At 67.7% G+C, this 22,196-nt stretch carries 17 protein-coding genes; 8 read left to right on the top strand and 9 right to left on the bottom strand.

The window, feature by feature from the left end:
- Window positions 1-207: 207 nt before the first annotated feature.
- Window positions 208-1,872 (bottom strand): energy-dependent translational throttle protein EttA, encoded by a 1,665-nt coding sequence (gene ettA, locus QSJ95_RS08855; RefSeq protein WP_253390049.1) that lies wholly within the window; start codon window positions 1,870-1,872, stop codon window positions 208-210.
- Window positions 1,873-2,121: 249 nt separating this feature from the next.
- Between ettA and QSJ95_RS08860 the strand changes: the two genes are divergently transcribed.
- Window positions 2,122-6,381 (top strand): sensor domain-containing protein, encoded by a 4,260-nt coding sequence (locus QSJ95_RS08860; RefSeq protein WP_502945268.1) that lies wholly within the window; start codon window positions 2,122-2,124, stop codon window positions 6,379-6,381.
- A gap of 331 nt (window positions 6,382-6,712) precedes the next feature.
- The gene (glyA, locus tag QSJ95_RS08865) at window positions 6,713-7,966 is read left to right on the top strand and encodes a serine hydroxymethyltransferase (protein ID WP_074977422.1); all 1,254 of its coding nucleotides are present in this window, start codon (window positions 6,713-6,715) and stop codon (window positions 7,964-7,966) included.
- Window positions 7,967-8,272: 306 nt separating this feature from the next.
- On the opposite strand, the gene QSJ95_RS08870 is transcribed toward glyA, so the two are convergent.
- On the bottom strand, window positions 8,273-8,740 hold the full coding sequence (locus QSJ95_RS08870; protein ID WP_249917834.1) for a SecDF P1 head subdomain-containing protein: 468 nt from the start codon (window positions 8,738-8,740) through the stop codon (window positions 8,273-8,275).
- 330 nt (window positions 8,741-9,070) lie between these two features.
- On the opposite strand from QSJ95_RS08870, the gene QSJ95_RS08875 reads away from it, so the two are divergent.
- From QSJ95_RS08875 to QSJ95_RS08885, 3 genes are all read left to right on the top strand, one after another.
- A complete protein-coding gene (locus QSJ95_RS08875; protein ID WP_074977418.1) occupies window positions 9,071-10,366 on the top strand; it encodes an NCS2 family permease in 1,296 nt (431 codons plus the stop codon).
- 122 nt (window positions 10,367-10,488) lie between these two features.
- Window positions 10,489-11,583 carry a tRNA (uridine(54)-C5)-methyltransferase TrmA gene (gene trmA / locus QSJ95_RS08880; RefSeq protein ID WP_285641732.1) on the top strand — a complete coding sequence of 365 codons (1,095 nt, stop codon included), beginning with the start codon at window positions 10,489-10,491 and terminating at the stop codon, window positions 11,581-11,583.
- Window positions 11,584-11,656: 73 nt separating this feature from the next.
- Entirely contained in the window at window positions 11,657-12,151 is a 495-nt protein-coding gene (locus QSJ95_RS08885) for a DUF4136 domain-containing protein (RefSeq protein WP_069862008.1), read from the top strand.
- 6 nt (window positions 12,152-12,157) lie between these two features.
- On the opposite strand, the gene QSJ95_RS08890 is transcribed toward QSJ95_RS08885, so the two are convergent.
- The 3 genes from QSJ95_RS08890 to QSJ95_RS08900 form a co-directional block, all read right to left on the bottom strand.
- The gene (locus QSJ95_RS08890) at window positions 12,158-12,460 is read right to left on the bottom strand and encodes a DUF1883 domain-containing protein (RefSeq protein ID WP_256514259.1); all 303 of its coding nucleotides are present in this window, start codon (window positions 12,458-12,460) and stop codon (window positions 12,158-12,160) included.
- Between the two features lie 87 nt (window positions 12,461-12,547).
- A complete protein-coding gene (locus tag QSJ95_RS08895; protein ID WP_069862010.1) occupies window positions 12,548-12,898 on the bottom strand; it encodes a hypothetical protein in 351 nt (116 codons plus the stop codon).
- Window positions 12,899-13,054: 156 nt separating this feature from the next.
- Window positions 13,055-13,522, bottom strand: coding sequence for a DUF4345 family protein (locus QSJ95_RS08900; RefSeq protein WP_009617493.1), 468 nt, complete (start codon window positions 13,520-13,522; stop codon window positions 13,055-13,057).
- A 173-nt stretch (window positions 13,523-13,695) separates the two neighbouring features.
- On the opposite strand from QSJ95_RS08900, the gene QSJ95_RS08905 reads away from it, so the two are divergent.
- Entirely contained in the window at window positions 13,696-14,130 is a 435-nt protein-coding gene (locus QSJ95_RS08905; protein ID WP_058071514.1) for a DUF411 domain-containing protein, read from the top strand.
- A gap of 296 nt (window positions 14,131-14,426) precedes the next feature.
- Here QSJ95_RS08905 and alaC read toward each other — a convergent pair whose 3' ends face one another.
- A complete protein-coding gene (alaC, locus tag QSJ95_RS08910) occupies window positions 14,427-15,650 on the bottom strand; it encodes an alanine transaminase (protein ID WP_285641739.1) in 1,224 nt (407 codons plus the stop codon).
- A 141-nt stretch (window positions 15,651-15,791) separates the two neighbouring features.
- On the opposite strand from alaC, the gene QSJ95_RS08915 reads away from it, so the two are divergent.
- The gene (locus QSJ95_RS08915; RefSeq protein ID WP_074977411.1) at window positions 15,792-16,652 is read left to right on the top strand and encodes a PhzF family phenazine biosynthesis protein; all 861 of its coding nucleotides are present in this window, start codon (window positions 15,792-15,794) and stop codon (window positions 16,650-16,652) included.
- 67 nt (window positions 16,653-16,719) lie between these two features.
- On the top strand, window positions 16,720-17,601 hold the full coding sequence (gene ypfJ / locus QSJ95_RS08920) for a KPN_02809 family neutral zinc metallopeptidase (RefSeq protein WP_074977409.1): 882 nt from the start codon (window positions 16,720-16,722) through the stop codon (window positions 17,599-17,601).
- Window positions 17,602-18,250: 649 nt separating this feature from the next.
- On the opposite strand, the gene QSJ95_RS08925 is transcribed toward ypfJ, so the two are convergent.
- The 3 genes from QSJ95_RS08925 to QSJ95_RS08935 form a co-directional block, all read right to left on the bottom strand.
- The gene (locus QSJ95_RS08925) at window positions 18,251-18,691 is read right to left on the bottom strand and encodes a response regulator (RefSeq protein WP_169720925.1); all 441 of its coding nucleotides are present in this window, start codon (window positions 18,689-18,691) and stop codon (window positions 18,251-18,253) included.
- A 119-nt stretch (window positions 18,692-18,810) separates the two neighbouring features.
- Window positions 18,811-20,184, bottom strand: a complete 1,374-nt coding sequence (locus QSJ95_RS08930; RefSeq protein ID WP_009617481.1) for a DUF1329 domain-containing protein — start codon at window positions 20,182-20,184, stop codon at window positions 18,811-18,813.
- Between the two features lie 112 nt (window positions 20,185-20,296).
- Window positions 20,297-22,174, bottom strand: coding sequence for a DUF1302 domain-containing protein (locus QSJ95_RS08935; RefSeq protein ID WP_285641747.1), 1,878 nt, complete (start codon window positions 22,172-22,174; stop codon window positions 20,297-20,299).
- Between the last annotated feature and the right edge of the window lie 22 nt (window positions 22,175-22,196).

The following is a 22,196-nucleotide window of genomic DNA, read 5'->3' on the forward strand; positions in this document are numbered from 1 at the left end:
TGGGCGGGGCCCTTTTGCGGCGAGACTCTAACAACCGATATCGCACCGAGACAGTGCGACATGACGCCTTTATGAATCTTTTTGGTGCAAATCTGTAAGAAAGCCCTTTCAGCTACTGGGCTGCAGCAAGTATTTCAAAACATTTCAAACAGCTTCGTACACCTACGAAAACGGGGCCCGAAGGCCCCGTCTGTCGTGAGAAGCGGCTTACGCCAGCTTCTTGTAGCGCACGCGGTGCGGCTGCGCGGCAGCCTCGCCCAGGCGCTTCTTGCGGTCGGCTTCGAACTCGGTGTAGTTGCCTTCGAAGAAGGTCACCTTGCCATCGTCCTCGTAGGACAGGATGTGGGTGGCGATACGGTCCAGGAACCAGCGATCGTGGGAAATCACGATGGCGGCGCCGGGGAAGTCCAGCAGCGCCTCTTCAAGGGCGCGCAGGGTTTCCACGTCGAGGTCGTTGGACGGTTCGTCGAGCAGCAGCACGTTGCCGCCCTGCTTCAGGGTCAGGGCCAGGTGCAGGCGGCCACGCTCACCACCGGAGAGGTCCTTGACGAACTTCTGCTGGTCGGCGCCCTTGAAGTTGAAGCGGCCGACGTAGCTGCGCGAGGGGACTTCGTAGTTGCCGATCCTGATCTGCTCGAAGCCGTCGGAAACCTGCTCCCACACGGTCTTGGTGCCTTCCAGGCTGTCGCGGCTCTGGTCGACGCTGGCGATCTGCACGGTATCGCCGATATCGATGGTGCCCGAGTCCGGCTGCTCCTTGCCGGTCAGCATGCGGAACAGGGTGGACTTGCCCGCGCCGTTGCCGCCGATCACGCCGACGATGGCGCCCTTGGGAATGCTCAGCGACAGGTCGTCGATCAGCACGCGGTCGCCGTAGCCCTTGCACACGTTGTGCAACTCGATGACCTTGTCGCCCAGGCGCGGGCCGGCCGGGATGTAGATTTCGTTGGTCTCGCTGCGCTTCTGGAACTCCTGCGACTGCATTTCCTCGAAGCGCTGCAGACGGGCCTTGGACTTGGCCTGGCGGCCCTTGGCGCCCTGGCGCACCCACTCCAGTTCGGCCTTCATGGCCTTGGCGTGGGAGGCTTCCTGCTTGGCTTCCTGGGCCAGGCGGCTGGCCTTGGATTCCAGCCAGCCGGAGTAGTTGCCTTCGAAGGGGATGCCGTGGCCGCGGTCCAGTTCGAGGATCCAGCCGGCGACGTTGTCGAGGAAGTAGCGGTCGTGGGTGATCGCCACCACGGTGCCGGGGAAGTCGTGGAGGAAGTGTTCCAGCCAGGCGACGGAGTCAGCGTCCAGGTGGTTGGTCGGTTCGTCCAGCAGCAGCATGTCGGGGGCCGACAGCAGCAGGCGGCACAGCGCCACGCGGCGCTTCTCGCCACCGGAGAGGTGTTCGATCCTGGCGTCCCACGGCGGCAGGCGCAGGGCGTCGGCGGCGACTTCCAGCTGGCGCTCCAGGTTGTGGCCGTCGGAGGAATGGATGATGGCTTCCAGCTTGGCCTGCTCGGCGGCCAGGGCGTCGAAGTCGGCGTCCGGCTCGGCGTAGGCGGCGTAGACCTCGTCCAGGCGGGCCTGGGCCTGCTTGACCTCGTCCACCGCTTCCTCGACCACGTCGCGCACGGTCTTCTGCGGGTCGAGCTGCGGCTCCTGCGGCAGGTAGCCGACCTTGATGCCCGGCATCGGGCGGGCTTCGCCCTCGATCTCGGTGTCGACGCCGGCCATGATGCGCAGCAGGGTGGATTTACCCGCGCCGTTCAGGCCCAGCACGCCGATCTTGGCGCCGGGGAAGAACGACAGGGAGATGTCCTTGAGGATTTCACGCTTGGGCGGCACGACCTTGCCGACCCGGTGCATGGTGTAGACGTATTGAGCCATGGATACCTAGCTTCTGGGATGAAAGAGTGAATGGCCGTTATGGCTGTCGCGGCCTGCGGGCCGGTGTTGCCCGGGGCTCCGGGCGCGACCATTGGCCGCGGGCGACCGGCGAGAACGGCGACGGCAGGGCCGGACTCGCGGAAACAGGGCGCAGCGTTCAACGCGCGCGTGCGGCAAAGCTACCGGAATGGACCGTGAAGGGCAAACGACGCTCGTCGGCGATACTGGCACTTGGCCCTGCTTCCGGGCATGCTACTGCGCGCCGAACCCCGTCGCCCCGTTCCAGGTAGCCGCTCCTTGTCCAGACCTCCCCGCCCTCCGGCCAGCCTGGCCCGGCCTGAACGGCTGGCCATCAGGAGCGCCCTGCTGCTGGTGCCGCTGATGCTCGGCCTGCTGCTCTGGCAGCTGGGCCAGGAATACTTCGGCCAGGCGCGGCTGGAGCGCGAGCGCGTGGTGCACCAGAGCCAGGAACTGGCGCACCAGCTGTCCCTGGCCCTGGAACTCAAGGCCCTGGCCGCGCGCAGCCTGGCGCTGCAACGCCTGGGCCGCGGCGAGGAGCCGGCGCTGCTGCTCGACGACCTGCGCCAGGTCTACCCCGCCCTGCGCAGCCTGGCCTGGTACGCGGCCAGCGGCGCCAAGCAACTGGACACCGCGCCGGACAGCGGCGACGACGCCTTCATCGCCGGCCTGCGCCAACGCGCCGGCGCCAGCCCCTTCCACTACGCCTACAGCGACGCCGATGGCGGTCACTTCTACCTGCTGCTGCGCCTCCAGGACGCCGGCGGCCCCTTCGCCGTGCTCCGCCTGGACGCCGCCGAGGCGCGCCGGCAATGGACCGGACGCATCCTGGACGGCGGCCACGCCTGGGTGCTGGAAGATGAGGTCGGCCACCCGATCCTGGCCGCGCCCGACGAGCCGACCGACGCCGCGCCGGAAAGCGTCGAAGCGCCGGCGCTGAAGGTCGCCAACAGCGACTGGCAGGTCCGCCCGCTGGTCGATGCGCCCGTCCTGCAGCCCAGGCTGCCGCCGCGCCTGCTCGGCGAGCTGGGCCTGCTGCTGTTGCTGGCCGGCATCAGCTGCGCCGCCCTGCTGCGCCTGCAACGCGAACAACAGAGCCTGCGCGCGCAGACCGCCGATTCGCAGTCGCGCCTGCGCCAGGCCGCCCAGGCCCTGGCGGCGGTGGACGAGCGGGTGCTGGTGACCAGCGCCGACGGCCGCCTGGTCTATCTCAACCCGCCGGCGGAGCGGCTGCTGGGCGTGAGCGCCGAAGACGCCCCGCAGCACCATCTCGCCCGCCTGCTGCCGGAACTGGAACGGCAGAGCGGCGAAGGCCAGCCATCGGGCACCCAGCACGTCACCCTGGAACGCAACGGCCGCCGCCGGCGCTATGCCGTCAGCCGCCATCCGCTGGAAGAATCCCCGCCGGGCGAGGCGCCCGGCTGGGTGCTGCGCGGCCAGCAGGCGCCGGGCGGGCACGTCTGGGTGCTGCGCGACGTCACCGAGGAACAGCGCTCGCTGCAGGTGCTGGAAGAAACGCGGCGGCGCTACCAGGACATCTTCGACGGCGTCGGCGTGGCGCTCTGCGTGCTCGACCTCTCAGACCTGCAGCGCTTCTTCACCGACAACGGCCTGCGCGAGCCGGGCCGCCTGGAGGCCTGGCTGGATCGTCGCGAGGAACACTGGCCGCAGCTGCTGCGGCTGATCCGCATCAGCGAGGTCAACGAGGTGGCGCGCCGGCTGTTCGGCGTGGAGAGCGGCGAGCAGGCCTGGCGGCGCCTGATCAGCGACAGCCCGCGGCGCCCCGGCAGCGCGCGCGCGCGCATCATCGAGGCGATCCTCTGCGGCACCGGCCCCATCGAGCAGGAAGTCGCCATCCGCACCGGCCAGGGCGAGCTGCGCCACTTCTGGCTGCAGCTTCGCATCCCCGAGCACCTGCCGGACTACCGCGCGGTCACCCTGAGCCTGTCCGACATCAGCAGCCGCAAGCAGGTCGAGCTGTCGCTGATCGAGCGCGAGAAGTTCTGGTCCGACGCCGTGCGCGCGGTGCCCGACACCCTCTACATCCACGACATCACCGCGCGCCGGGTGATCTTCAGCAACCACCACCTGGGCAGCCAGTTGGGCTACGGCAAGGACGAGCTGGAGCAGATGGGCGAGCGCTTCTGGGAATGCCTGCTGCACCCGGACGACGTCGAGTACTACTGGCGCGTGCGCAACCTGCAACAGGTGATCGGCGACAACCTGCTGCTCGACAGCCTGCTGCGCTGGCGCCACCGCGACGGCAGCTGGCACTGGTTCGACATCCGCGAGCAGGCCTTCAGCCGCGACGCCGACGGCCGCGTGGCGCGCCTGATCGGCGTGGCCAAGGACATCACCGACACGGTGGAGGCGAACAACTCGCTGCGCGAGAGCAGCCGCCGCTACCAGATGCTGGCGGAAAGCATCAGCGACGTGATCCTCACCACCGACGCCCAACTGAACATCGACTACATCAGCCCGTCGATCGAGCAGACCTTCGGCTACAGCCCGGCCTGGCTGCTGCACAACGACCTGCAGCAGATCGCCGCCAACCCGGCGCAGCTGGGGCGCCTGCACGACCTGCTGGAGCGCGTGCGCGACGCCATAGGCGCGCCGCGCCGGCTGGCCGCCCTGCGCGAATCCAGCGCGGTGCACCTGTTCACCTTCGACTGCCTGCGCGCCGACGGCCGCAAGGTCCCGGTGGAGCTGCGCATCGCCCTGATGTGGGACGACAACGGGCGCTTCGTCGGCCTGCTCGGCGTGGCCCGCGACATCAGCCAGCAGCGCCGCGCCGAGCGCGAGATGCGCATGGCCGCCACCGTGTTCGAGCATTCCACCGCGGCCATCATGGTCACCGACCCGGCCGGCTACATCGTCCAGGTCAACGACTCCTTCTCGCGCCTGACCGGCTACAGCGCCGCCGAGGTGCTCGACCAGCAGCCCCGCCTGCTCACCGCCGACCAGCAGGAAGCCAACCAGCTCAAGCACGTGCTCGACAGCCTGCAGCGCAGCGGCAGCTGGGAGGGCGAGATCCTGCAGAAACGCAAGAGCGGCGAGCTGTACCCGTCCTGGGTGGGCATCACCGCGGTGCAAGACGAGGAAGGCGACCTGGTCAGCTTCGTCTGCTTCTTCAGCGACATCAGCGAGCGCAAGGCCAGCGAGCGGCGCATCCACCGCCTGGCCTACTACGACGCCCTCACCCACCTGCCCAACCGCACGCTGTTCCAGGACCGCCTGCACACCGCGCTGATGCAGGCCGAGCGGCACCGCCAGTGGGTGGTGCTGATGTTCCTCGACCTCGACCGCTTCAAGCCGATCAACGACTCCCTGGGCCACGCCGCGGGCGACCGCATGCTCAAGGAAGTGGCCGAGCGCCTGAACCAGTGCGTCAGCGACAACGACACCGTGGCGCGCATGGGCGGCGACGAGTTCACCCTGCTGCTGCCGGGCCTGGAGGACCGCGACAAGGCGCTCAAGCGCGCCATCCAGGTGGCCGAGCGCATCCTCGCCAGCCTCGCCCGGCCCTTCACCCTGGAAGGCCGCGAGTTCTTCGTCACCGCCAGCATCGGCGTGGCCCTGTCGCCACAGGACGGCGCCGAGCTGAGCCAGTTGATGAAGAACGCCGACACCGCCATGTACCACGCCAAGGAAGTGGGCAAGAACAACTTCCAGTTCTACCAGGCCGAGATGAACGCCCGCGCCCTGGAGCGCCTGGAGCTGGAAAGCGACCTGCGCCGCGCCATCGAGCAGGACGAATTCATCCTGCACTACCAGCCGCAGTTCACCGGCGACGGCCGCCGCCTCACCGGCGCCGAGGCCCTGCTGCGCTGGCAGCACCCCACGCGCGGGCTGATCGCGCCGGCCGAGTTCATCCCGGTGCTGGAGGAACTGGGGCTGATCGCCCAGGTCGGCGACTGGCTGCTGGCCGAGGCCTGCCGGCAGATCCGCATCTGGCACCGCGACAAGGTGCGGGTGCCCAAGGTCTCGGTGAACCTCTCGGCGCGGCAGTTCGCCGATGGCCAACTGGGCACGCGCATCGCCGGCATCCTCATGGAAACCGGCATCCCGCCGGCCTGCCTGGAGCTGGAGCTGACCGAAAGCATCCTGATGAGCGACGTGTCCGAGGCCATGCACATCCTCTCCGGCCTCAAGCGCCTGGGCCTGGCCATCGCGGTGGACGACTTCGGCACCGGCTACTCGTCGCTGAACTACCTCAAGCAGTTCCCCATCGACGTGCTGAAGATCGACCGCAGCTTCGTCGACGGCCTGCCCCACGGCGAGCAGGACGCGCAGATCGCCCGCGCCATCATCGCCATGGCCCACAGCCTGAACCTGATGGTGATCGCCGAGGGCGTGGAGAGCCAGGCGCAGCTGGACTTCCTGCGCGAGCACGGCTGCGACGAGGTGCAGGGCTTCCTGTTCGGCCGGCCGATGACCGCCGAGCAGTTCGCCGCGCTGTTCTCCAGCAATGCGCTGTTCCTGCTCGGCTAGCGCCAGGATTCCCCTGTACGGGCAGGCACGGCTTCTCGTAGGAGCGAGCTTGCTCGCGAACAGATTCCGCAGCGGGGCTCATTCGCGAGCAAGCTCGCTCCTACGAAGAGCACTTCGGCGTAGTCGGCAAGACAGTTGCTCCTACGCCATGCCCCCGGCGCCACCTGTAGGAGCGCGCCCTGCGCGCGAATCGCGGGCAGGGCCCGCTCCTACAGCGCTCCCCCCGCGTGAACCCCGCTTATCCGCCACATGACCGCCTTTCATATGCCAGCGCACGCGCCCTGGGTTAGAATGCGCCCCTTTCCCAGCACCGATCCTTATGAGGACCGCCATGTTCAGCCGTGATTTGACCCTCGCCCGCTACGATGCCGAACTCTTCGCCGCGATGGAGCAGGAAGCCCAGCGCCAGGAAGAGCACATCGAGCTCATCGCCTCCGAGAACTACACCAGCCCGGCGGTGATGGAAGCCCAGGGTAGCGTGCTGACCAACAAATACGCCGAAGGCTACCCGGGCAAGCGCTACTACGGCGGTTGCGAGTACGTCGACGTGGTCGAGCAGTTGGCCATCGACCGTGCCAAGCAACTGTTCGGCGCCGACTACGCCAACGTCCAGCCGCACTCCGGCTCCCAGGCCAACGCCGCGGTCTACATGGCCCTGCTGAATGCCGGCGACACCGTGCTGGGCATGAGCCTGGCCCACGGCGGCCACCTGACCCACGGCGCCAGCGTCAGCTTCTCCGGCAAGATCTACAACGCCGTGCAATACGGCATCGACGGCAACGGCCTGATCGACTACGACGAGGTCGAGCGCCTGGCCGTGGAGCACAAGCCGAAGATGATCATCGCCGGCTTCTCCGCCTACTCGCAGATCCTCGACTTCCCGCGCTTCCGCGCCATCGCCGACAAGGTAGGCGCCTACCTGTTCGTCGACATGGCCCACGTGGCCGGCCTGGTCGCCGCCGGCATCTACCCGAACCCGGTGCCCTTCGCCGACGTCGTCACCACCACCACCCACAAGACCCTGCGCGGCCCGCGCGGCGGCCTGATCCTGGCGCGCAAGAACGAAGAGCTGGAGAAGAAGCTGAACTCCGCGGTCTTCCCGGGCGGCCAGGGCGGCCCGCTGGAGCACGTCATCGCCGCCAAGGCCGTGTGCTTCAAGGAAGCCCTGCAGCCCGAGTTCAAGGCCTACCAGGAACAAGTGGTGAAGAACGCCCAGACCATGGCCCAGGTGTTCATCGAGAACGGCTACGACGTGGTTTCCGGCGGCACCCAGAACCACCTGTTCCTGCTCAGCCTGATCAAGCAGGACATCACCGGCAAGGACGCCGACGCCGCCCTGGGCCGCGCCTTCATCACCGTGAACAAGAACAGCGTGCCGAACGACCCGCGCTCGCCCTTCGTCACCTCGGGCCTGCGCATCGGCACCCCGGCCGTGACCACCCGCGGCTTCAAGGAAGGCGAGTGCCGCCAACTGGCCGGCTGGATCTGCGAGATCCTCGCCAACCTGGGCGACGAGGCCGTGGAAGGCCGCGTGCGCGAGCAGGTCAAGGCCCTGTGCGGCAAGTTCCCGGTGTATGGCAAGTAAGCCTTAGCCGAGAACGACGAAAAGCCCGGCATTTGCCGGGCTTTTTCGTTTCACCTTCGGATAGCCCCGCGCAGCCTGCGAGCCCAATCGCGGACGGAGTCCGCTCCTACGCCTCCGGGGAAGCACGATCGTAGGAGCAACTGTCTTGCGGGCCGCACCAAGGCGCTCTTCGTAGGATGGGTTGAGCTTGCGAAACCCATGCGGCCATGGCGATGGGTATCGCTTCGCTCAACCCATCCTACGATTGTCAGGCGCCCCCGTAGGAGCGGACTCCGTCCGCAATTATCCGTCGTTGGAAGCGACGGATCAGGGCTGCACCGGCACATCCCGCAGCCCATTGAGCTGCCGCGCCAGCACCTCCGCCTCGGCCTGGCTGTCGAAGCCCTCCAGCATCACCCGGCCGTCGCGCACCGGCTCGGATACCTGCGGCAGCATGCGCAGGCGGCCGTCGATGACCACCGCCAGGGCCTTGCCCTGCTGCTTTTCGGTCAGCCGGGCCAGGCGCTTGCTGGCGTCGGGGGCGAAGGTCACCAGCACGCCGGGGCGGCCGCCGTTGCCCAGCACCACCTCGGCGCGCTGCACGTCGCGTTGGGTGAGTTCGGCGCGGGCCACGACCAGCACCGCCTGGCCCTGCGGGTCGGCCAGGGTGCGCGTGCTGGCGGTGGGCTTGTCGGCGGTGGCGTGGATGTCGAAGCTGTGCTGCGGCAGGACTGGCGGCGCGCCGGCGCAGGCGCCCAGCAGGGCGAGGAGGCAGAGCGGGATCAGGCGTTTCATGGGTCGACGATGGGGTCAGGCAACAATGGAATCGGGCCGAATGCCGGTTGGACAACGACACGCGCCGGTCATTGCGTACCGGCCGGCGCATGATAACGCCGATGGCGGCCCGGCAGGCGTGGCCGAAGTCAACGAAGGGGCTGGCGCGGGCCCTGCGCTGGCAGTGACGGCCCCAGCCAACTAGGCTCGTCGTGGGGCCGGTCGACGGGCTCGATACCCGCGTTTCCGGCGAGCTGCTATCATGCCCGCCTTTTTTGCCCAGGCCGCGCAAGACGGCCAATCCTGACCGACCGGTCGAGCCGACAAGACGCCCAAACACGGGAGCACGACATGCTGGAAAAGCTGTTCCAACTCAAGGCGCACAATACCAACGTACGCACCGAGATCCTGGCGGGGATCACCACCTTCCTGACCATGGCCTACATCCTCTTCGTCAACCCGAGCATCCTCGGCGAAACCGGCATGGACAAGGGCGCGGTGTTCGTCGCCACCTGCCTGGCCGCGGCCATCGGCTCGTCGATCATGGGCCTGATCGCCAACTACCCCATCGCCCTCGCCCCGGGCATGGGCCTGAACGCCTTCTTCACCTACACCGTGGTGCTGCACATGGGCCACACCTGGCAGGTGGCGCTCGGCGCGGTGTTCCTCTCGGCGTGCATGTTCTTCATCATTTCGATCTTCCGCATCCGCGAATGGATCATCAACAGCATCCCGCTGGCCCTGCGCTCGGCCATCGCCGCCGGCATCGGCCTGTTCCTGGCGCTGATCGCGCTCAAGGAATCGGGTATCGTCGTCGCCAACCAGGCCACCCTGGTGGGCATGGGCGACCTGGCCAGGCCCGAGCCGCTGCTGGCCATCCTCGGCTTCATCCTCATCGTCGCCCTGGAAGCGCGCCGTGTGACCGGCGCTGTGATGATCGGCATCCTGGTGGTGACCTTCGTCGCCATCGCCCTGGGCGTTACCCAGTTCGGCGGCGTGGTGTCGATGCCGCCGTCGCTGGCGCCGACCTTCCTCCAGCTGGACATCAAGGGCGCCCTGGACATCGGCCTGACCAGCGTGATCTTCGCCTTCCTCTTCGTCGACCTGTTCGACAACTCCGGCACCCTGATCGGCGTGGCCAAGCGCGCCGGGCTGATGGGCAAGGACGGGCACATGCCGAAGATGGGCCGCGCGCTGATCGCCGACAGCACCGCGGCCATGTTCGGCTCGCTGCTGGGCACCTCCACCACCACCAGCTACATCGAGTCGGCCGCGGGCGTTTCCGCCGGCGGGCGCACCGGACTGACCGCCATCGTGGTCGCCGTCCTGTTCCTCCTGGCGCTGTTCTTCGCCCCGCTGGCGGGCAACGTCCCGGCCTTCGCCACCGCGCCGGCGCTGTTCTTCGTCGCCGTGCTGATGGCCTCGGGCCTGGCCGAGATCGACTGGGACGACCTGACCGTGGCCGCGCCGGTGGTGGTCACCGCCCTGGCCATGCCGCTGACCTTCTCCATCGCCAACGGCATCGCCTTCGGCTTCATCACCTGGACCGCCTGCAAGCTGCTGTCCGGCCGCTTCCGCGAACTGAACTGGGCGCTGGTGATCCTCTCGGTGCTGTTCGTCATCAAGCTGGGCTGGTACAACGCCTGACCGATAGCGATACCCGTGCAGCATGGGTATCGCTTCGCTCCACCCATCCCGCGAATCACCTGCAGGATGGGTCGGGCGCAACGAAATCCATCGCCCGCCACCGCGCGCAGCAAGAGTTCCCCATGAGCAGTCCCCGTTTCGACCCCGCCACCTACGACACCCAACTGGCCGACAAGGCCGCGCGCCTGCGCGAGCTGCTGGCGCCCTTCGCCGCGCCCGAGCCGCAGGTGTTCGACTCGCCCCGCGAGTACTACCGCCTGCGCGCCGAGTTCCGCCTGTGGCGCGACGCCGGGACCGAAAGCCGGCACTACGCGATGTTCGAGCAGGGCGACAAACACACGCCCATCTACATCGAGCAGTTCCCCATCGCCAGCCAGCGCATCAACGCGCTGATGCCGCGCCTGAAGGCCGCCTGGGCCGAGCGCGCCCTGGGCCACAAGCTGTTCCAGGTGGAATTCCTCACCACCCTGGCGGGCGACGCGCTCATCACCCTCTGCTACCACCGCCCCATCGACGATGCCTGGCAGGCCGCCGCGCAGAAGCTGGCCGCCGAACTGGGCGTGAGCATCGTCGGGCGCTCGCGCGGCAAGCGCCTGGTGGTCGGCCGCGACTATGTCGAAGAGGAACTGCAGGTGGCCGGGCGGACCTTCCACTACCGCCAGCCGGAGGGCGCCTTCACCCAGCCCAACGGCGCGGTCTGCCAGAAGATGCTGAACTGGGCCTACGAGGCCCTCGGCCAGCGCGACGACGACCTGCTGGAGCTGTACTGCGGCAACGGCAACTTCACCCTGCCGCTGGCCACCCGGGTGCGCAAGGTGCTGGCCACCGAGATCAGCAAGACTTCGGTGAACGCCGCCCTGGCCAACCTGGCCGACAACACTGTGGATAACGTCACCCTGGTGCGCCTGTCCGCCGAGGAGCTGACCCAGGCGCTGAACGAGGTGCGCCCCTTCCGCCGCCTGGCCGACGTCGACCTGAAGGGCTACGACTTCGGCAGCGTGTTCGTCGACCCGCCGCGCGCCGGCATGGACCCGGACACCTGCGAGCTGACCCGCCGCTTCGAGCGCATCCTCTATATCTCCTGCAACCCGGAGACGCTGGCGCAGAACATCGCCCAGCTGCACGACACCCACCAGGTGACGCGCTGCGCGCTGTTCGACCAGTTCCCCTACACCCACCACATGGAAGCGGGCGTGCTACTGGAACGCCGCGGCTAACCCAACCTGGGTTGGGCGGCGCGCACCGCGCCGCCGGCTAGGCTGCTGTGGATAACCACAAGAGAGCCTCGCCATGCACCGCTTCCTGCTTCCCCTGCTCGCCCTGTTGCTGGCCGCCTGCGCCGGCAGCGACCCGGCCAAAGTCACGGTCTCCCCGGCCGCCGATGGCCACCAGGGCAGCTTCTCCATCCAGGCGGTACGCGCCCCCGGCCATCGCCTGGACCTGGAGGAGCGCTTCGACGCCGCCCTGCGCCGCGCCCTGGAAGCCAAGGGCTACCGCTTCCAGGCGCAGAATGGCGAATTGCGGGTGCTCTATGCATTGGGCCTGGAGCGCCAGACCGGGGTGATCCAGCGCCCGGTGGCGACCCAGGAAGGCGTGGTGAACCAGACGCAGTTCGCCGATTCCGACTTGGCGCGGCTGGTCATGCGCATCGTCGACGAACGCAGCCGCGAAGTGCTCTACGAAGCGCAGCTGAGCAGCCAGCTACAGGACCCGAACCTGAGCCAGGAGGCTTTCGACAAGGCATTGGCGAAGCTGCTGGAGGATTTCCCGGCGCACCGCCCCTGAGGCGGCTCAGCTGTAGCTGGAGGGAGTCTTGCGCACGAACTTGATGGTGTAGCTGAAGTCCGGCTTGCGAGTGACGCTGATGGCGCGGCGGGTGACGGTGTCCAGGGTGACGTTCCAGAACCCGGTGCTGGGCACGCGGATGCGCGCCGGGAAGCGCTCGAAGGCACCGCCGTGGTAGGCGTGGCGCGCGCCGTTCTTGAAGCTGCGGAAGTTGGCGTCGGTCATCAGGCGGATGTTGCAGGTGCGCGAGCATTCGATGACCACGAGGTCGCCCTCGTTGAGGTGTTCGCGCTTGTGGATGAATTTCATGTTGCGGGGCCTGCGGGTGACGGTCGAACGGGGCGCAACGATAGCACGGAAGCCGGCGCCGCCCCAGCGGCGCCGTGCGGATGCGCGTCAGTTCGCGGCGCGCAGGCGGATACCGTCGGCCTCCACGCGCTGGCCCACCTGGAACTCGGCGTTGGGCGAACGCACGGTGCGCTGGCCGCCGTCCTCCGCCTGTACCACGTAGGCCTTCTGGCTGGCGCCGCTGGCCTGCTGCACGCTGCTGCCGGCCAACCAGCCGATGCCGGCCCCCGCCAGCGCGCCGAAGGGCCCGCCCAGGGCGCCGCCGATCAGCACCCCGCTGCCCGCGCCGAAACCGCCGCCGACCGTGTTGTCCGGCCGTTCAGCCACCACCTGGTCCGCCTGCGCCACCGCGCAGGACAACAGCACCACACCCATTGCACACAGGCTCGCTACTTTCATGATCGCTCCATTGGCGTTTGAAGGTAGCCAAGCCATTACAGCAAGCGTGCCAGCTCCCGAGGGCCCATGAATCAAGGGCTGGCGCGATAACAGAGTCTAAATGACATCATCCGGCGGAGTCATCCTGACTCGCCGCAGAGTCATTCGGACCTTGTTTCAGAGCCCTTCGAAGTCGGCGTCGCGCACCTTCTCCACCGGCGCCTCCGGCAGCGGTTCGGCCGGCTCCGGCTCGCGCCGGCCGCGCTCCAGCCAGTACAGGGCGAAGATCGCCAGCAGCGACACGCTGCCGCGGTAGACCAGGCCGTAGAGGGTGGCGTCGGTGTCGATGCCCAGGCCCGAGGACCAGGCGATGAGCAGCCGCGACAGGGTCAGGGTGAGCTGCACCAGCACCACCAGGATCAGCCCGGCGCGCAGCAGCTCGCGGCGGCGCAGGGCGAACAGCAGGAACAGCGCCAGGGCGAACTGGTGGCCGCCGTAGAACACCTGGGCGTCGCTGACCGATTCCGGTTCCATCAGCAGCATGCCGCTGAGGTTGGCCATCTCGTAGGGGCGCACCCAGTACAGCAGGCCCAGGCCGGCCCACACCAAGGCCTGTAGCAGCAAGACGAAGCGGGCGAAGAGCATCCTGTTCCTCCTGGGGCCCGTCAGCCCTCGGCAAAATGAAGATGGATAAAGGACACAGACCTTGCTCGGCACGCCGAGTTCGCCGGCGGCGTCATAAGCTGATACAGAGCAGGGACGGGCACCGCCGTCCCTGAGAGTATGCTCCACGGATTTCGTTCTGACAGGAGCTTCCCATGCGCCGCATCCTCCTTCTCGCCGCCCTCCTCGCCGGCACCGCCCAGGCCGCCGAGCCGCTGACCATCGACGTGCACCGCGACGTCAACTGCGGCTGCTGCAAGGACTGGATCAAGCACCTGCAGGCCAACGGCTTCACGGTCAACGACCACGTCGAGGCGGACATGAGCGCGGTGAAGACGCGCCTGGGCGTGCCCTACACCATGGGCTCGTGCCACACCGGGGTGATCGACGGCAAGTTCGTCGAAGGCCACGTGCCAGCCAGCGAAGTGCTCAAGCTGCGCGAGCGCGCCGACCTGGTGGGCGCGGCGGTGCCGGGGATGCCCATGGGCTCGCCGGGGATGGAGATGGGTGGGCGTTACGATGCCTACCAGGTGCTGGGGTTGGGCAAGGATGGGAAGGCGGTGGTGTTGGCGGATTATCCGGGGCGTTGAGGGGAGCTTGGAGTATCCCTGCTGCTTTGGAGCCTGGGATCAACTCCGCTCCCTCTCCCCAGCCCTCTCCCTGAAGGGAGAGGGGGCTAGTCCGTGCCGAGAGAAGGAATGGTTTCAGCCGGAAACCTCCGGCGTTGCCGGCTAACGCCACGACATCCAACCCTGCCCAACGGTCCCCTCTCCCTTCAGGGAGAGGGTTAGGGAGAGGGCGCTCTCCAGTCCTCCACCAAGCCCTTCCGCCCCTCCCCCACAAACAAAAAGGGGCGACCAACCGGCCGCTTCTCTTCATTCCCGCCTTATTCAGCCACCTTGGCCTTCGGCAACACCCCATCCGCCCGGAACATCGCCTTGATCCCCCGCACCGCCTGGCGCAAGCGATCACGGTTCTCGATCAACGCAAAGCGCACATGGTCGTCGCCATAGTCACCAAAGCCGATACCCGGCGACACCGACACCTTGGCGTCCTTCAGCAGCTTCTTGGCGAACTCCAGCGAGCCCAGGTGCGCATAGGGCTCGGGGATCTTCGCCCAGACGTACATCGACGCCTTGGGGTTCTCGACCATCCAGCCGGCCTCGTGCAGGCCCTTCACCAGCACGTCGCGGCGCGCCTGGTACTGGCTGGCGATGTCGCGCACGCACTGCTGATCGCCTTCCAGGGCGGCGATGGCGGCCACTTGCAGCGGGGTGAAGGTGCCGTAGTCGTGGTAGCTCTTGATCCGCGCCAGCGCCGAGACCAGTTCCGGGTTGCCGACCATGAAGCCGATGCGCCAGCCGGCCATGTTGTAGCTCTTGGACAGGGTGAAGAACTCCACCGCGATGTCCTTGGCCCCCGGCACCTGCATGATCGACGGCGCCTTCCAGCCGTCGAAGACGATGTCGGCGTAGGCCAGGTCGTGCACCACCAGCACGTCGTACTGCTTGGCCAGGGCCACCACGCGCTCGAAGAAGTCCAGCTCCACGCACTGCGCGGTGGGGTTGGAGGGGAAGCCGAGGATCATCATCTTCGGCTTGGGGATCGACTCGCGGATCGCCCGCTCCAGCTCGTTGAAGAAGTCGATGCCCGGCACCAGCGGCACCGAGCGCACCTGGGCGCCGGCGATCACCGCGCCGTAGATGTGGATGGGGTAGCTGGGGTTCGGCACCAGGATGTTGTCGCCGTGGTCCAGGGTGGCCAGCATCAGGTGCGCCAGGCCTTCCTTGGAGCCGATGGTGACGATGGCCTCGGTTTCCGGGTCGATGTCCACCGCGTAGCGCTCCTTGTACCAGTGCGAGATCGCCCGGCGCAGGCGCGGAATGCCGCGGGAGGTGGAGTAGCCGTGGGTGTCTTCGCGCTGGGCGACCTGCACCAGCTTCTCGACGATGTGCGGCGGGGTGGCGCCGTCGGGGTTGCCCATGGACAGATCGATGATGTCCTCGCCGCGGCGGCGGGCGGCCATCTTCAGTTCGGCGGTGATGTTGAAGACGTAGGGCGGGAGACGGTCGATACGCGCGAAACGGCGTGCTGAACGGGGTTCAGTCATGATTTCCTCGGTGAACGTAAGCGCCCGGAACCGTCCGAGCGACGCCGGCCACTGCGGTGGCCTGAAAAGCTGGGCTTTTCTTGTCGGCGAACATATCCGCCGCTAGGCTCGCTGTCGAGCCCTACTTTCCACGGGAGCACCATGTCCTTTCTGCATTACTGGCAACTCGACGTGTTCGCCGACCGCCCGCTGGCCGGCAACGGCCTGGCGGTGTTCGCCGACGCGCGCGGCCTGGCCGACGCCACGCTGCAGGCGCTGACCCAGGAGCTGCGCCAGTTCGAGAGCATCTTCCTGTTCCCCAGCGCCGAGCTGGACACCTACGCCGCGCGCATCTTCACTCCCGAGGAAGAACTGCCCTTCGCCGGCCACCCGCTGCTGGGCGCCGCCGCGCTGCTGCACCACATCCACCAGCGTGGCGAACAGGAGCACTGGACGCTGCAGCTGGCGACCAGGGACGTGAACCTCACCACCCGCCGCCACGGCAACGGTTTCATCGCGCAGATGAACCAGGGCCAGGCGCAGTTCGGCGCCGTGCTCGACGCGGAGGAACGTCGCTGGTTCGCCGAAGCCTTCTCGCTGAACGCGGGCGACCTCGCCGACTACCCGGCGCAGGTGATCAGCACCGGCCTGCCCTACGTGCTGCTGCCGGTGCGCAGCGAGGCTCTCGGGCGCATCCGTCAGCGCGCCGAGCTGGGCGAGCGCCTGGCCGCCCTGGGCGCGGCCTTCGTCTTCCTGCTGGATGTGGATAACCGCGAGGGCCGCACCTGGGACAACGCCGGGCTGGTCGAGGATGTCGCCACCGGCAGCGCCGCCGGCCCGGTCGCCGCCTACCTGGTGGAGCTGGGCAAGGCCCGTCGCGGCGAGACCTTCGAGCTGAACCAGGGCCGCTTCGCCGGTCGCCCCAGCCTGCTGGAAGTGCGCGTCGGCGACGACGACCAGGTGCAGGTGGGCGGCAAGGTGCAACTGCTGGCCCACGCCCAGTTGCTCTGCGCGCTGGCCTGACGGCCGGCCTGGCGGGTCGGCCGGGCGCCGACGACACTCAATCCACGAACTTTCAGGAGAAGACGCCATGCTCTGGCGCAAAGGACGACGCAGCGACAACGTGGTGGATGCCCGCGACGACAGCGGCGGTGGCATGCGCATCGGCGGCCGCGGCCTGAGCCTGGGCGGGGTGGCCATCGTGGTGGTGGTCGGCCTGTTGATGGGCCAGGACCCGATGCAGATCCTCGGCAGCCTGCTCGGCCAGATGGACGCCGGCCAGGCCCCGGCGCGCCCGCAGGTGCAGGGCCGCCCGGCGACCGGCGCCGACCCGCAGGTGGACTTCGTGCGCGCCGTGCTCGGCGACACCGAGGACACCTGGGGGCAGATCTTCGCCCACAGCAACGCCCAGTACGAGCAGCCCAAGCTGATCCTGTTCAACGGCGGGGTGAACTCCGCCTGCGGCTTCGCCTCCTCGGCGGTGGGCCCGTTCTACTGCCCCGGCGACCACCGGGTGTACCTGGACCTGGGCTTCTTCCGCGAGATGGAGCAGCGCTTCTCTGCCGCCGGCGACTTCGCCCGCGCCTACGTGATCGCCCACGAGGTCGGCCACCACGTGCAGAACCTGCTGGGCATCTCGGCCAAGGTCGAGGCCGCGCGCCGCCGCGGCGCGCCCATGGAGGGCGCCAGCGGCCTGTCGGTGCGCCTGGAGCTGCAGGCCGACTGCTTCGCCGGCGTATGGGCCAACAACGCCCAGAAGCGCCTGCAATGGCTGGAGCCGGGCGACATCGAAAGCGCGCTGAACGCCGCCAACGCCATCGGCGACGACCGCCTGCAGAAGCAGTCGCGCGGCACCGTGGTGCCGGACTCCTTCACCCACGGCACCTCGGCGCAGCGCATGCGCTGGTTCAAGCTCGGCTTCGACTCGGGCTCGCCGGGCAAGTGCGATACCTTCAAGGCGCAGGCGTTGTAACCAGTACGAAGGGATTCCGCCGCGCGGACATGTTCGCGAGCAAGCTCGCTCCCACGAAAAGCCGTGCTCACCTGCAATGTAGGGTAGCCGGGAAGCACGGTCCTCCCCCCGTAGGAGCGGACCTTGTCCGCGATGGCCGGACGTATCGGCGCGATTCGCGGATGAGATCCGCTCCTACGCTACCCCACCCGCGCCATTCCCATGTAGGAGCGCGCCCTGCGCGCGAATCGCGGGCAGGGCCCGCTCCTACAGGTAGCCGGGAAAGCGCGGTGTTCCTCCCCCCGTAGGAGCGGACCTTGTCCGCGATAACCGGCCATCCCGGCGCGATTCGCGGATGAGATCCGCTCCTACGCTGCCCCACCCGCGCCGTTCCCATGTAGGAGCGCGCCCTGCGCGCGAATCGCGGGCATGGCCCGCTCCTACAGGTAGCCGGGAAAGCGCGGTGTTCCTCCCCCCAAGGAGCGGACCTTGTCCGCGATAACCGGCCATCCCGGTGCGATTCGCGGATGAGATCCGCTCCTACGCTGCCCCACCCGCGCCATTCCCATGTAGGAGCGCGCCCTGCGCGCGAATCGCGGGCAGGGCCCGCTCCTACAGGTAGCCGGGAAAGCGCGGTGTTCCTCCCCCGTAGCGGAGATGACCAGGGGCCTCACAGGCAACGCTTGAGCGTCCGCAGAAACTCCTCCGGCTCCACCGGCTTGAGCAGGAAGTCCAGCACGTTCAGGCGCATCGCCTCGACCACGTCGCGGGCGCGGGTGGTGCCGGAGAGCACGATGATCGGCAGGAAGGTGCCCCGGGCGTGGAGCTGGCGGATCAGCTCCAGGCCGGCGCCCTCGCCTTCCATGCACAGGTCGGTGACCAGCAGGTCGATGGCCGATTCGTCGCGGCCGATACGGCGCAGGGCCTGGGCGCTGTTGCTCGCGGTCAGGCATTGCAGGTCGGCGCTTTCGATCAGCTCGCGCATCTCGGCGAGCACCTGCGGGTCGTCGTCCACCAGCAGCACCGTCGGGGGGCGCTCGGGACGGACGGTGATTTCCAGCAGCGCCTCGATCTCTTCGTCGTCGAGCAGGTTGCGGTACGCGTGAGGCAAGGGCTCACCCATGGCGGCGTTTTGCCGTGAGTATAGCGGCATTCTGCCACGCCACCGTAGCCACCCCGGGCCCATGAAAAAGCCGGCCCGAAGGCCGGCTTTCAGCAAGGCGACTCGACTTAGCGCACGCCTTCCTGACGCAGCGCTGCGGGGGTGAAGTCGCTTTCAGAGGCGCTGTAGTTGAAGTCGTAGGCGGATTTCTCCTCGTTCTTCAGGCCCAGCACCAGGTAGCGGCTGGAGAGCAGGTCGTACAGGGTTTCCGCGGTGTACCACGGTACCTGGTTGTTGTAGTAGTACTGCGAGAAGGCCTCGGCTACGCGCCACAGGGTGCCGCGGCCGTCGTAATGGTCGATCTCGGCGGCTTGCCAGGTGTCCTCGTCGATGTAGAAGTCACGCTTGGCGTAGATGTGGCGCTCGCCGGCCTTCAGGGTTGCGACCACATGCCAGACGCGGTGCAGCTCGTAGCGGGTCAGGTCCTGGTTGAGGTGGCCGGGCTTGATGATGTCCGCATACTTCAGCTTGGGATCGTCGAGCTTGTAGTTGTTGTACGGGATGTACAGCTCCTGCTTGCCCACCAGCTTCCAGTCGTAGCGGTCCGGCGCGCCGTTGTACATGTCCAGGTTGTCCGAGGTGCGCAGGCCGTCGGCGGCGGTGCCGGGGCCGTCGTAGGACACCTGCGGGGCGCGGCGCACACGGCGCTGGCCGGCGTTGTAGAGCCATGCCAGGCGCGGTTCCTTGACCTGATCGAGGGTCTCGTGCACCAGCAGCACGTTACCGGCCAGGCGCGCCGGGGCGGTGACCTGCTGCTTGAAGTAGAACAGCACGTTGCTCGGCTTGCTCGGGTCGTAGTCCTTCAGGTCGGTGCGGAACACGAACTCGTCCTGGAAGTACACCAGCGAGTAGCTGCCGTTGACCTGCGGGGTGGCCTGGGTCACCAGACGGCGCACGTGGCCGCCGCGGTAGCGGGTGATGTGGTTCCAGATGACTTCCAGGCCGTTCTGCGGGATCGGGAAGGGGTTGGCGGTCTGGAAGTTCTGCAGGCCGTTGCCGCCCTGCACCAGGTTGGTGGCGGTGGCGTTCTTCCTGGTCGCTTCGAGCACCGAGTCAGGCAGGGTGGCGGTGCGGTGCGACGGGTACACCGGCATCTTGTAGGTGTCGGGGTAGCGCTTGAACATGGCCAGCTGGCCGGGGGTCAGTTTGTCCTTGTACTGCTCGACGTTCTGCGCGGTGATGGTGAACAGCGGCTTCTCGCTGGCGAAGGGGTCGGCGAGGAAGCCCTTGCTGTCCACGGCGCCGGCGTTCTTCGGCAGGCCGCCGGTCCAGGCGGGAATGCTGCCGTCGGCATTGCCGGCCTTCTCGGCGCCGACCGGGGTCAGGGTGGTGCCCAGCTTGGCGGCGTCGGCGGCGGACACCGCAGCCATCACCTGGGTGGCCAGCAGGCTCAGGCCCAGGGCCAGTGCGCCGGTTTGCAGCAGTCTCTTTGTTGTTCTCATTATCGCGTCGTCCTCGATGAGTCGTTACTGCTCGCGCGGCGGCCGCGCCGCCGCGCTCGCGATCTCTGTCTGCTGGCGCCCCGCCCGGGCCCGGGCGGGGCGCGGGTGCCGCTTAGAAGTTCACGCCGAAGCTGAGCGCGACGAAGTCGCGGTCGACCAGGGTGGAGTACTTGCCGTCGAAGTAGTTGGTGTAGGAAAGGCTCGCGGTGTAGGTGTTCATGTAGTCGGCGTCGACGCCCAGGCTGATCGCCTTGCGGCCTTCCTCGAAGTTGCCGCCCGGGCCGGGCGAATAGCCGTCTACGTCGTGGGACCAGGCCACGTTGGGCTTGAGGTTCACCCCGGCGAACACGTCGTTGTAGTCCCAGATGGCGCGCATGCGGTAGCCCCAGGAGTCGGCGGTGGTGAAGCCGTCGTTCTCGCAGTTGCGCGACAGGTTGTTCTTCGGCGCGCTGCCCAGGGTCGAGTTGTTCAGCACCTGGCAGGTGTTCAGGTTGCCGGTCGCCGGGAGCGGGCCGGGGCCGAATACCGGGTCGCGGCCGTAGCGCGCCTTGGAGGTGCTTTCCAGGCCGCCGACGTGGGTCCAGCCCACCTCGCCCACCAGGGTCAGACGCTCGGCGCCCATGACCTGGTCGAAGAAGTGGGTGAAGGTGGTCTGCAGCTGGGTGATTTCCTTGCGGCGGTAGCCGTGCAGGTCGGTGTCCGGAACCCCCTCGAGCACCGAAGCGTTGCCGTACACGCCGCCCAGCGGCACCACGCCGGAGAACAGGATGTCGGTGGTGTTCAGCTGCACCGGGGCGTTGGGCCGGTAGCTGATCTCGCCCTGCCAGGCCGTGCCGGTGGGCAGCGTGGTGGAGAAGCTCAGGCCATACAGGTGGATGTCTTCCGGGTACTCGACGAAGTACGAGGAGTTGCCCGCCACCAGCAGCGGGGCGAAGGCTTGCAGCGGGGTGCCGCTGAGGGAGTTGGCCAGGTTGTAGATGGACTGGGAAGCGCCGCGGCCGCTGAAGATCGGCAGGCGGCTGTGGTAGTTCATGTAGTAGCCGCCGAACTCGGTGTTCAGGGCGTCGGCGTAGTACTTCAGCGACAGGCCGTACTGGCCGCTGTCGCGGGCATCGCGGTCCGGCCCGCGGCGCACCAGGGCGCCCTCGTTGTTGACGTCCACGCCGAACTGCTTGGCCAGCGCCACGTTCCCCGCCCCCAGCGCCTGGGCATTGGTCAGCACGCGCAGGTTGTCGGTGCAGCCGTCGGCGATCACGTCCGGCTGGGAGAAGAAGGTGCCGCAGTTGTCCACCACCGTCTGGTCCCACTCCAGTTGGTAGAAGCCTTCGGCGGAGAGGTTGTCGGTGAGGTTCTGCGACAGGTAGAACATGTTCACCGGCACCAGGGCTTCCTTGATCTCGGAGCCAGGACGGCGCAGCGCGGTGACGTCGAACGGGTTGATCGAGTTGATGCCGCCCTGGATGAAGGTGCTCTCGCCCCAGTTCACCACCTGCTTGCCCAGGCGCACGTTGCCCGGCAGGTCGGCGATGCTGTACTTGTGATAGATGAAGGCGTCCAGCAGCTCGGCGCCGGAAGCCTTGGCGGCGGTCTTGCGGCCACTGTCGCTGAGCGGCTTGAACTCGGTGCTCTCGTCCTTCTGCTCGAAGTCGTACCAGTACTTGCCGCGCAGGAACACGCCGGTGTCGCCGTACTTCAGCTCCAGGTCGTGGATGCCCTTGAAGATCTTCGAGAAGGTCTTGCCGGCCTTGTAGTTCAGGTGGCCGTCGTCGGAGGTCTGCGACAGGCCGTGACCGCCGTTGTTGGAACCGATCAGGTTCTTGTCCGGATTCTGCGTCGACCAGTTGGCGCCGACCGACAGGCTGGAGTCGAAGGAGCCCTCGATCTCGCCGATGTTGAAGGTGACCGCCGAAGCGGGGGTGGCAAGCGTGGAAGCCAGGCTGACGGCCAGTGGCAAACGAGCCAGGCGCCAGATCTTCTTCATTTGTGTCATCGACGCTACTCCATGTGTGTTT

Source organism: Pseudomonas sp. NBRC 100443 (genome assembly GCF_030268185.1).
GTDB lineage: Bacteria > Pseudomonadota > Gammaproteobacteria > Pseudomonadales > Pseudomonadaceae > Pseudomonas > Pseudomonas citronellolis.